The sequence below is a fragment of the Aeromicrobium halocynthiae genome, from assembly GCF_039531385.1.
GTDB lineage: Bacteria > Actinomycetota > Actinomycetes > Propionibacteriales > Nocardioidaceae > Aeromicrobium > Aeromicrobium halocynthiae.
In genome coordinates, this window is the sequence record NZ_BAAAPY010000003.1 from 150,017 (window position 1) to 160,512 (window position 10,496).

A 10,496-nucleotide genomic window follows, 5' to 3' on the forward strand; every position below is an offset into this window, starting at 1 on the left:
TTCCGTCTCGGTCGCCCGCGATGCTATCGGTTCGCCTCCTTGGACGGTACCGCGAACATGGGGTGTGGCCGGTCCGCGCGACCTCGATGGGAGGATGGCGGACGGCGCCAGCCACACCACCGCCACGGAGCCCGCCGCGAGGAGAGACATGAGACGACCCGTCGTCGCCGCCTGCGCCAGCCTGCTGCTGCTCGGTGCGGCCGCCTGCGACGCGCGCACACCCACCGACGTCCTCGGCCCCACCCCGTCCGCGGTCGCCTCGGCCCCGACCAGCATCGCCGAGCACGAGTCGGGTCCGCAGACCCCCATCGCCTACGGCCTCGAGGTCCCCGAGGGCGCCACCCAGCTGGGTCCGCTCGTCCGCCTGCGCAGCGAGCGGCTCCTCGCCGCCTACCGTCCGGCGCTCGATGCCGCCCTCGCCCAGCAGGAGGCCGCCGAGGCGGCGCAGCGCGCCGAGGCCGAGGAGTCCGGCGAGCCGATCCCCACCCCTGCCCCCACGCCGGAGACCCAGCCCGGCCGGGACACGTTCGCCCCCATCGGCACCCCACCACGGCCGGACACGACGATCGCGGTGCTGCGCATCGACGAGGACCCGACCGAGGCACTGCGGCTGATGATCGGCCAGATGAACGCCGTCGTGCCGGGCGCCGGGCTCGTCACCGACGACATCGGACGCTACTGCGAGGACGAGGACGGTCGGGTCACCTCCTGCCGCGTCGAGGCTCGCGGTCTGACGTCCGATGGTCGCGACGTCCGCCTCGTCGTCACCGCCGACCCCGGCGACGCCGCCACCCGCACGGGTCGCGCCGCGTCCCGACAGAGCCCCGTCATGACGGTCACGGCCGAGTACGTGGGCGACCCCCGCAGCGGACAGGTCGAGCGCGAGACGTCCACCGTCCAGGTGCCTCGGTCCATCGACGGCGAGGACCGCTCGGGCCTGATCTGGCCGCGGATGGACCTCGACGCGCCCTCCCCCGAGGGGCTCCCCTTCGAGTGGGAGACGCCGCAGCAGACCACGGTCCTGCTCTCGGGAGTGGGTCCGACGTTCGTCGCGGCGGCCGCCGACCGCGTCCGCGGTGCCGACGAGCTGGCCGAGCGGTTCGCCAGCGGCGTCGGGGAGCCGGAGGTCGACGTCGTGGAGGACCTCAACGAGATCACGACGGCGTACCGGTCGGTCGACGCCGACGGCAACGTGGCCGTCGCGGCCTACGTCCTCTCGGCGCGCGGCAACTACGCGCTGATGTTCTACGTCCCCGAGGGCTCGACCGGCCCGGTGGACGAGGGCCCGATCGAGCCCCTGGGCGCCGCCGCGGACGACGACCGATAGTCGTCGAGCCGCTCGAGCGCGTGGACGGCCGCCGGCAGGAGTCGTCCCGGAGGATCCTGCAGGAGGGTCGCCGTCGGCAGCCAGCGGGCCACCTCGGTCGTCCCGTCCTGCTCCGTGACCTCGAGCGGGACGAGTCCCTCGCCCTCGATCCACGCCGCGTAGAGCAGGTGGACGCCGTGGTAGTCCTCGTAGGCGTCGTCGCGGCCCTGCTCGATGAGGTGGACGTCGTGAACGGCGACGAGCCGGTGCCCCACGACCCGCACGCCGGACTCCTCGTGGACCTCCCGCACGACGGCGTCGTCGGGCGACTCGCCGTGGTCCACCCCTCCCCCGGGCAGTGCCCACCAGCGCGGCGGGTAGCCCCGGTCGGAGATCTGCGTCAGCAGCACGTGCTCGACGCCCTGCGGGTCGTCGCGCAGGATCACCGCGTAGGCGCCGAGGCGCTGTGTCCGTCGTGGCGTCGTCCCCACGCTCGTCCTTTCCGGAGGTCACTATCATCGGGCCGGTGAGTCAGCACCCGTCATCGAGTCCCACGACGCGCGAGCCCGCGGGACGCGTCGCCTACCTCGACAACGCCCGCTACTGGGTCATGTTGCTCGTCGTCATCGGACACTCTCTCACCCAGTTCACGCAGATGGACTCGGCCCGCGGTGTCTACACCTGGATCTACGCGTTCCACATGCCGTTGTTCGTGCTCGTCTCCGGCTTCCTCGCGCGGAACTACACGGGCACGCCGCGTCAGGTGCGGCGCGTCGTGAGCACGCTCGTCGTCCCGTACCTGATCGTCGAGATCTCGCTGCAGATGATCTTCCGCCACTACACGGGCGAACCGACGCCCTACATGTTCTTGTCGCCCCAGTGGCTCGGCTGGTTCCTCGCCGCGCTCTTCGTCTGGCGGCTGACGACCCCGATCTGGCGCTCCTTGCGCTACCCCATCGCCACCTCGCTGGCGATCTCGCTGCTCGTCGGCCTCATCGAGGTCCCGAACGTGCTGGCACTGCCGAAGATCCTGGGCTTCCTGCCGTTCTACGTGATCGGGATGCACATGACCCGCGAGCGGTTCGAGCGGCTCGCCGACGTGCGGATCCGCGTGGCCTCCGCGCTCCTGCTCACCGGCGCCTTCGTCTACTGCTACCTCTTCTCCTCGCAGTGGACCCTCGACTGGCTGCTGTGGAAGCAGCGCTACGACGAACCTCCGCTCGAGGCCGCGCCGCTGGAGGGCATGCTGCAACGCGGCGAGCTGCTGGCCGTCGGGCTGGTCATGACGTTCGCTGCCCTGTCCCTCGTGCCGCGCCGCCGCTCCTGGACGAGTCGCCTCGGCGAGCGCACGCTCTACGCCTACCTGCTGCACGGCTACATCATCCTCGTGCTGCGGTACCAGTTCGGGGTCTTCGACGCGCTGCAGCCGTACGGCGCTCCCGCCGTGGTGCTGACGATGGTCGTCGCGACCGTCGCCGCCACGGTGCTCATGACCTCGGTCGTCGCGATGGTCTTCCGGCCGATCTTCGAGCCTCGCCTGACCTGGCTGTTCGCCCGGGAGGGCTCGAGCGGCGAGCCCGAGCCGCAGCCTCACAAGGCCTGAACCGCTCCGAGGCGGGGGCACGACGAAGGACGTGTCGAGGCCCCGGACGACGAGGGGGCCCGGACCATGCGGTCCGGGGCCCCTCGTCTCAGCGTGGCTGCAGCGTGGTCACTCGTAGGTCGTGAAGTCCGCGTCCTCGAGCTGGATGCCGTCCTCCGTGCCTGCGAAGCCGTAGTCGAAGGATTCGTAGCCGCTCACGGCGTAGGCGGCCTGACGGGCCTCCTCGGTCGGCTCGACCCGGATGTTGCTGTACCGGTCCAGACCGGTACCGGCCGGGATCAGCTTGCCGATGATGATGTTCTCCTTCAGGCCGCGCAGCGAGTCCGACTTGCCGTGGATGGCGGCATCGGTGAGCACGCGGGTGGTCTCCTGGAAGGACGCGGCCGACAGCCACGACTCCACGGCCAGCGAGGCCTTCGTGATGCCCATGAGCACCGGACGACCGGAGGCGGGGGTACCGCCCTCGGCGACCACACGACGGTTCTCCTCCTCGAAGATCGTCCGGTCGACGAGGTCGCCGGGGATCAGGGCGGAGTCGCTCTGCTCGATGACGGTGACCCGTCGCAGCATCTGGCGCACGATGATCTCGATGTGCTTGTCGTGGATCGCCACGCCCTGGCTGCGGTAGACCTCCTGGACCTCGTCGACCAGGTGCTCCTGGGCCCGGCGGACACCCAGGATCCGCAGGACCTCCTGCGGGTCGGGCGTGCCGTGCGTGAGCTGGTCGCCGACCTCGACGTGGTCGCCGTCGGCCACGAGCAGACGGGCACGCTTGGTGACCGGGTACTCGAGCACGTCGGAGCCGTCGTCGGGGGTGATGACGATCTTGCGGGTCTTGTCGGAGTCGTCGATCGTGACGCGGCCCGCGAGCTCGGTGATCGGGGACTCGCCCTTGGGACGACGCGCCTCGAACAGCTCGACCACGCGCGGCAGGCCGTGCGTGATGTCGTCACCGGCCACACCACCGGTGTGGAAGGTGCGCATCGTCAGCTGGGTGCCGGGCTCGCCGATGGACTGCGCGGCGATCGTGCCGACCGCCTCGCCGATGTCGACGAGCTTGCCGGTGGCCAGCGACCGGCCGTAGCACTTGGCACACGTGCCGGTGCGGGCCTCGCACGTCAGGACGGTCCGGACGCGGATCTTCTCCACGCCGGCCGCCACGAGCTGACCGATCTCGACGTCGCCGAGGTCACCGCCGGCCTCGACCAGCACCTCCCCGGTCTCGGGGTGGGCGATCTCGACGGCCGCGTTGCGCGAGTACGCCGAGGTCTCGACGTGCTCGGCCGCGACGAGGTCACCCTCGTCGTTGCGCACGGCGATCGTGTGGATGAGGCCACGCTCGGTGCCGCAGTCCTCCTCGCGGATGATGACGTCCTGGCTGACGTCGACGAGTCGACGCGTCAGGTACCCGGAGTCGGCGGTGCGCAGTGCGGTGTCGGCCAGACCCTTGCGGGCACCGTGCGTGGCGATGAAGTACTCCACCACGCTCAGGCCCTCGCGGAAGTTGGCCTTGATCGGACGCGGGATGATCTCGCCCTTGGGGTTGGCCACCAGTCCGCGCATGGCGGCGATCTGGCGGACCTGCATCATGTTCCCTCGCGCACCGGAGTGGACCATCATCCAGATCGGATTGTCGGCGTTGGCCGTGAAGACCTTCTCCATCTCCCCGGAGACCTCGGCCGTGGCCTGGGTCCAGATCTCGATGAGCTCTTGGCGACGCTCGTCCTCGGTGATGAGACCGCGGTCGAACTGCTGTTGGACCTTCGCGGCCTGGCCCTCGTACTTGGCCAGGATCTCGGCCTTGGAGTCGGGCGTGACGACGTCCTCGATCGAGATCGTGACGCCCGAGCGGGTCGCCCAGTGGAAGCCGGTGTCCTTCAGCGCGTCGAGCGCGACGCCCACGTCGACCTTGCTGTACCGCTCGGCGAGGTCGTTGACGATGACGCCCAGCTGGGACTTGCCGACCTGGTAGTTCACGTACGGGTAGTCGTCGGGCAGTGCCTGGTTGAACAACGCACGACCGAGGGTCGTGTCCTTGATCTCGAGGGTCCCCTCGACGTCCGGGATGCGGATCCTGACCTTGCTCTGCAGCGAGATCTCGAGGCGGTCGAAGGCCATCTGCGCCTCGGCGATGGAGCCGAACAGGCGACCCTCGCCGGGCTGGTCGTCGCGCTCGAGCGTCAGGAAGTACAGCCCGATGATCATGTCCTGCGTCGGCATGGTGACCGGACGACCGTCGGACGGCTTCAGGATGTTGTTCGTGCTCAGCATGAGGATGCGGGCCTCGGCCTGCGCCTCGGCGCTCAGCGGCAGGTGCACGGCCATCTGGTCACCGTCGAAGTCGGCGTTGAACGCCGAGCACACGAGCGGGTGGATCTGGATGGCCTTGCCCTCGATGAGCTGCGGCTCGAACGCCTGGATGCCCAGACGGTGCAGCGTGGGCGCGCGGTTCAGCAGCACGGGGTGCTCGGTGATGACCTCCTCGAGCACGTCCCAGACCTCGGCCCGGACGCCGCGCTCGACCATGCGCTTGGCGCTCTTGATGTTCTGCGCATGGTTGAGGTCGACCAGACGCTTCATGACGAACGGCTTGAACAGCTCGATCGCCATCTGCTTGGGCAGACCGCACTGGTGCAGCTTGAGCTGCGGTCCGACGACGATGACCGAACGGCCGGAGTAGTCGACGCGCTTGCCGAGCAGGTTCTGGCGGAAACGACCCTGCTTGCCCTTGAGCATGTCCGAGATGGACTTCAGGGGCCGGTTGCCCGGACCGGTGACCGGACGACCGCGACGGCCGTTGTCGAACAGCGAGTCGACGGCCTCCTGCAGCATCCGCTTCTCGTTGTTGACGATGATCTCGGGCGCACCGAGGTCCAGCAGTCGCTTGAGGCGGTTGTTGCGGTTGATGACGCGGCGGTACAGGTCGTTGAGGTCGCTCGTGGCGAAGCGACCACCGTCGAGCTGGACCATGGGACGCAGTTCCGGCGGGATCACCGGGACGGCGTCCAGGACCATGCCCTGCGGGTGGTTGCTGCTGCCGAGGAACGCCGAGACGACCTTGAGGCGCTTGAGTGCACGGGTCTTCTTCTGACCCTTGCCGGTGGCGATGACCTCACGCAGCGACTCGGCCTCGGCCTCGAGGTCGAAGGACTGCAGGCGCTTCTGGATCGCCGCGGCGCCCATGTAGCCCTCGAAGTAGTCGCCGAAGCGGTACGTCATCTCGCGGTAGAGCATCTCGTCGCCCTCGAGGTCCTGGACCTTGAGGTTCTTGAACCGGTCCCAGACCTCCCGGAGGCGGTCGATCTCGCGGTCGTGACGCTGACGCAGCTGGCGCTCCTCGCGCTCGGCGGCGTCCTTGACCTTGCGCTTGGCGTCGGCCTTGGCGCCCTCGTCCTCGAGCTGCTTGAGGTCGGCCTCGGCCTTCTGGCCGCGGTCGGCCAGAGCCTGGTCGCGACGGTTCTCCAGCTGCTCGATCTCCATCTGGATCTTGGACTCCAGGCTGGAGAGGTCGCGGTGGCGGGCGTCCTCGTCGACGTGGGTGATCATGTACGCCGCGAAGTAGATGACCTTCTCGAGGTCCTTCGGGGCGAGGTCGAGCAGGTAGCCCAGACGGCTGGGCACGCCCTTGAAGTACCAGATGTGGGTGACCGGAGCGGCGAGCTCGATGTGGCCCATGCGCTCGCGGCGCACCTTGGACCGGGTCACCTCGACGCCGCAGCGCTCGCAGATGATGCCCTTGAAGCGCACGCGCTTGTACTTGCCGCAGTAGCACTCCCAGTCCCGGGTGGGACCGAAGATCTTCTCGCAGAAGAGGCCGTCACGCTCGGGCTTGAGCGTGCGGTAGTTGATCGTCTCAGGCTTCTTGACCTCACCGAACGACCACTGACGGATGTCGTCGGCGGAGGCGAGGCCGATCTTGAGCTGATCGAAGAAGTTCACGTCGAGCACGGTGTCTTCTTTCCTGGTTGTTCTGGAAATCTGTGGTGGAGGGGAGTGAGCGGGCGGGGTCGCGGTGCGACCCCGCCACCGGCTCACACTTCTTCGACGCTGGAGGGCTCGCGGCGCGAGAGGTCGATGCCGAGCTCCTCGGCGGCGCGGAACATGTCCTCCTCGGCGTCGCGCATCTCCACGGCGGTGCCCTCGGCGTTGAGGACCTCGACGTTGAGGCACAGCGACTGCATCTCCTTGACGAGCACCTTGAAGGACTCCGGGATGCCGGGCTCGGGCACGTTCTCGCCCTTGACGATCGCCTCGTACACCTTGACGCGGCCGAGGATGTCGTCGGACTTGATCGTCAGCAGCTCCTGCAGGGCGTACGCCGCACCGTAGGCCTCGAGCGCCCAGACCTCCATCTCACCGAAGCGCTGGCCGCCGAACTGGGCCTTACCGCCGAGCGGCTGCTGGGTGATCATGGAGTACGGACCGGTCGATCGGGCGTGGATCTTGTCGTCGACCAGGTGGTGCAGCTTCAGCAGGTACATGTACCCGACGCTGATCGGGTCCGGGAACTTCTCGCCCGAGCGTCCGTCGAAGAGCACCGCCTTGCCGTCCGGGCCGACCATGCGGTCGCCGTCGCGGTTGGGCAGCGTGGAGGCCAGCAGTCCGGAGATCTCGTCCTCGCGGGCACCGTCGAAGACCGGCGTCGCGATGTTGGAGTCCGACGGCGCCCGGTCGGCGCCGATGGCGCGCAGCCGGTCGGCCCACTCGTCCTTCATGTCACCGATGTCCCACCCGGCCTTGGCGACCCATCCGAGGTGGGTCTCCAGGACCTGGCCCACGTTCATGCGGCCGGGGACGCCGAGCGGGTTCAGGACGATGTCGACCGGCGTGCCGTCCTCCAGGAACGGCATGTCCTCGACCGGCAGGATCTTGGAGATGACGCCCTTGTTGCCGTGGCGTCCGGCGAGCTTGTCACCGTCGGAGATCTTGCGCTTCTGGGCCACGTAGACGCGCACCAGCTGGTTGACGCCGGGGCTGAGCTCGTCGCCCTCCTCGGCGTTGAACACGCGCACGCCGATGACGGTCCCGGACTCGCCGTGGGGCACCTTCAGGGAGGTGTCGCGCACCTCGCGCGCCTTCTCACCGAAGATGGCCCGCAGCAGACGCTCCTCCGGCGTCAGCTCGGTCTCGCCCTTGGGCGTGACCTTGCCGACGAGGATGTCGCCGTTGCCGACCTCGGCACCGATGCGGATGATGCCGCGCTCGTCGAGGTCGGCGAGCATCTCGTCGCTGACGTTCGGGATGTCGCGGGTGATCTCCTCCGGGCCCAGCTTGGTGTCGCGGGCGTCGACCTCGTGCTCCTCGATGTGGATCGAGGTGAGGACGTCCTCCTGGACGACACGCTGGGAGAGGATGATCGCGTCCTCGTAGTTGTGACCCTGCCACGGCATGAAGGCCACGAGCAGGTTCGCGCCGAGGGCCATCTCGCCCTCGTCGGTGCACGGCCCGTCGGCCAGCGGCGAGCCGACCTCGACCCGGTCACCCTCGGCGACCAGCGGGCGCTGGTTCGTGCAGGTGCCCTGGTTGGAGCGACGGAACTTGGCGAGGCGGTACGTGGTGTACGTGCCCTCGTCCTCCATGATCTCGACCGCGTCGGCCGAGACCTCCTTGACGACACCGGCCTTCTTGGCCACGGTGACGTCGCCGGCGTCGACGGCGGCACGGAACTCCATGCCGGTGCCGACCAGCGGCGCGTCGTTGCGCACCAGCGGCACGGCCTGACGCTGCATGTTGGCGCCCATGAGCGCACGGTTGGCGTCGTCGTGCTCCAGGAAGGGGATCAGCGCGGTGGCGACGGAGACCATCTGGCGCGGCGAGACGTCCATGTAGTCGACCTCGCCGGCCGGGCGGAGCTCGGCCTCGCCGCCGCGCTGGCGCACCAGCACGGCGTCCTCGACGAAGGTGCCGTCGTCGTTCAGGGCCGAGTTGGCCTGCGCGATGATGTAGCGGTCCTCGTCGGTGGCCACCAGGTAGTCGATCTGGTCGGTGACGCGGCCGTCCTCGACCTTGCGGTAGGGCGACTCGATGAAGCCGAAGGCGTTGATGCGTCCGTAGGAGGCCAGCGACCCGATCAGGCCGATGTTCGGGCCTTCGGGAGTCTCGATGGGGCACATGCGCCCGTAGTGCGACGGGTGGACGTCGCGGACCTCGTAGCCCGCGCGCTCACGGGACAGACCACCGGGGCCGAGGGCGTTCAGACGCCGCTTGTGCGTCAGGCCCGCGAGCGGGTTGTTCTGGTCCATGAACTGCGAGAGCTGGCTGGTGCCGAAGAACTCCTTCAGCGCAGCGACCACGGGACGGATGTTGATCAGGGTCTGCGGCGTGATGGCCTCGACGTCCTGGGTCGTCATCCGCTCGCGCACGACGCGCTCCATGCGCGCAAGTCCGGTGCGGAGCTGGTTCTGGATCAGCTCGCCGACGGTGCGGATGCGGCGGTTGCCGAAGTGGTCGATGTCGTCGGCCTCGACGATCGTCGTGCCCGAGGCGGTCTCGAGCTCGGTGCGACCGTCGTGCAGGGCGACGATGTACTTGATCGTCGCCACGATGTCGTCGATCGTCAGCGTCTGGGCGTCGAAGGCCTCCTCGACGCCGATCTTGCGGTTGATCTTGTGACGACCGACCTTCGCGAGGTCGTACCGCTTCGGGTTGAAGTAGTAGTTGTCCAGCAACGTCTGCGCTGCCTCGCGCGACGGCGGCTCGCCCGGGCGCAGCTTGCGGTAGATGTCGAGCAGCGCCTCGTCCTGGTCGGCGACGCTGTCCTTCTCCAGGGTGAGCCGGATGGACTCGTACTCGCCGAACTCCTCGAGGATCTGCGCCTCGGTCCAGCCGAGGGCCTTGAGCAGCACGGTGACGCTCTGCTTGCGCTTGCGGTCGAGGCGGACGCCGACGGTGTCGCGCTTGTCGACCTCGAACTCCAGCCATGCGCCGCGCGACGGGATGACCTTGGCGGTGTAGATGTCCTTGTCCGACGTCTTGTCGGCGGTGCGCTCGAAGTACACGCCCGGGGATCGCACCAGCTGGGAGACGACGACACGCTCGGTGCCGTTGATGACGAAGGTGCCCTTGTCGGTCATGAGCGGGAACTCGCCCATGAAGACCGTCTGGCTCTTGATCTCGCCGGTCTCGTTGTTCATGAACTCGGCGGTGACGTACAGGGGTGCGGCGTACGTGACGTCGCGGTCCTTGCAGTCGTCGACGGAGTACTTCGGCGGCTCGAAGCGGTGATCGCTGAAGGACAGGCTCATCGTCTCGGAGAAGTCCTCGATCGGGGAGATCTCCTCGAAGATCTCCTCGAGCCCGGACTTGGTGGAGACGTCGGTCCGGCCGGCGGCGAGCGCGGCGTCGACGCGGCTCTGCCAGACGTCGTTGCCGATCAGCCAGTCGAAGCTGTCGGTCTGCAGGGCCAGGAGCTCGGGAACCTCGAGAGGTTCGGAGATCTTGGCGAAGGAGACGCGGCGGGGAGAGAGAGCGGACTGTCCTGCAGCAGAGGACTGTGCAGCAGAGGACTGGGCGGAGGTGCGCGAGGCGGCCAAGAGGAATCCTTCCAAGGGCTTCGCAAGGTGGCTCGTATGGACTTCTGCGCACGCC

The 10,496-nt window shown here is 68.5% G+C and carries 5 protein-coding genes; 2 read left to right on the forward strand and 3 right to left on the reverse strand.

Features of this window, described 5'->3' with window-relative positions; genetic code table 11:
* The first annotated feature begins 148 nt into the window (after nt 1-148).
* On the forward strand, nt 149-1,327 hold the full coding sequence (locus ABD213_RS06295; protein ID WP_344326018.1) for a hypothetical protein: 1,179 nt from the start codon (nt 149-151) through the stop codon (nt 1,325-1,327).
* On the opposite strand, the gene ABD213_RS06300 is transcribed toward ABD213_RS06295, so the two are convergent.
* Nucleotides 1,246-1,797: an NUDIX hydrolase gene (locus ABD213_RS06300; protein ID WP_344326021.1), complete on the reverse strand. Its 552-nt coding sequence runs from the start codon at nt 1,795-1,797 to the stop codon at nt 1,246-1,248. The genes ABD213_RS06295 and ABD213_RS06300 overlap by 82 nt on opposite strands.
* 35 nt (nt 1,798-1,832) lie before the next feature.
* On the opposite strand from ABD213_RS06300, the gene ABD213_RS06305 reads away from it, so the two are divergent.
* The gene (locus tag ABD213_RS06305; RefSeq protein WP_344326023.1) at nt 1,833-2,909 is read left to right on the forward strand and encodes an acyltransferase family protein; all 1,077 of its coding nucleotides are present in this window, start codon (nt 1,833-1,835) and stop codon (nt 2,907-2,909) included.
* Between the two features lie 108 nt (nt 2,910-3,017).
* Here ABD213_RS06305 and ABD213_RS06310 read toward each other — a convergent pair whose 3' ends face one another.
* Both ABD213_RS06310 and rpoB read right to left on the reverse strand, forming a co-directional pair.
* Entirely contained in the window at nt 3,018-6,857 is a 3,840-nt protein-coding gene (locus tag ABD213_RS06310; protein ID WP_344326026.1) for a DNA-directed RNA polymerase subunit beta', read from the reverse strand.
* 83 nt (nt 6,858-6,940) lie between these two features.
* Complete coding sequence (rpoB, locus tag ABD213_RS06315) at nt 6,941-10,441, reverse strand: DNA-directed RNA polymerase subunit beta (RefSeq protein WP_344326028.1); 3,501 nt, start codon at nt 10,439-10,441, stop codon at nt 6,941-6,943.
* Nucleotides 10,442-10,496 lie beyond the last annotated feature (55 nt).

Excerpts from the sequence above, each read along its gene's own strand:
- ABD213_RS06295 (WP_344326018.1), top strand. The coding sequence starts at position 149 with ATGAGACGACCCGTCGTCGCCGCCTGCGCCAGCCTGCTGCTGCTCGGT.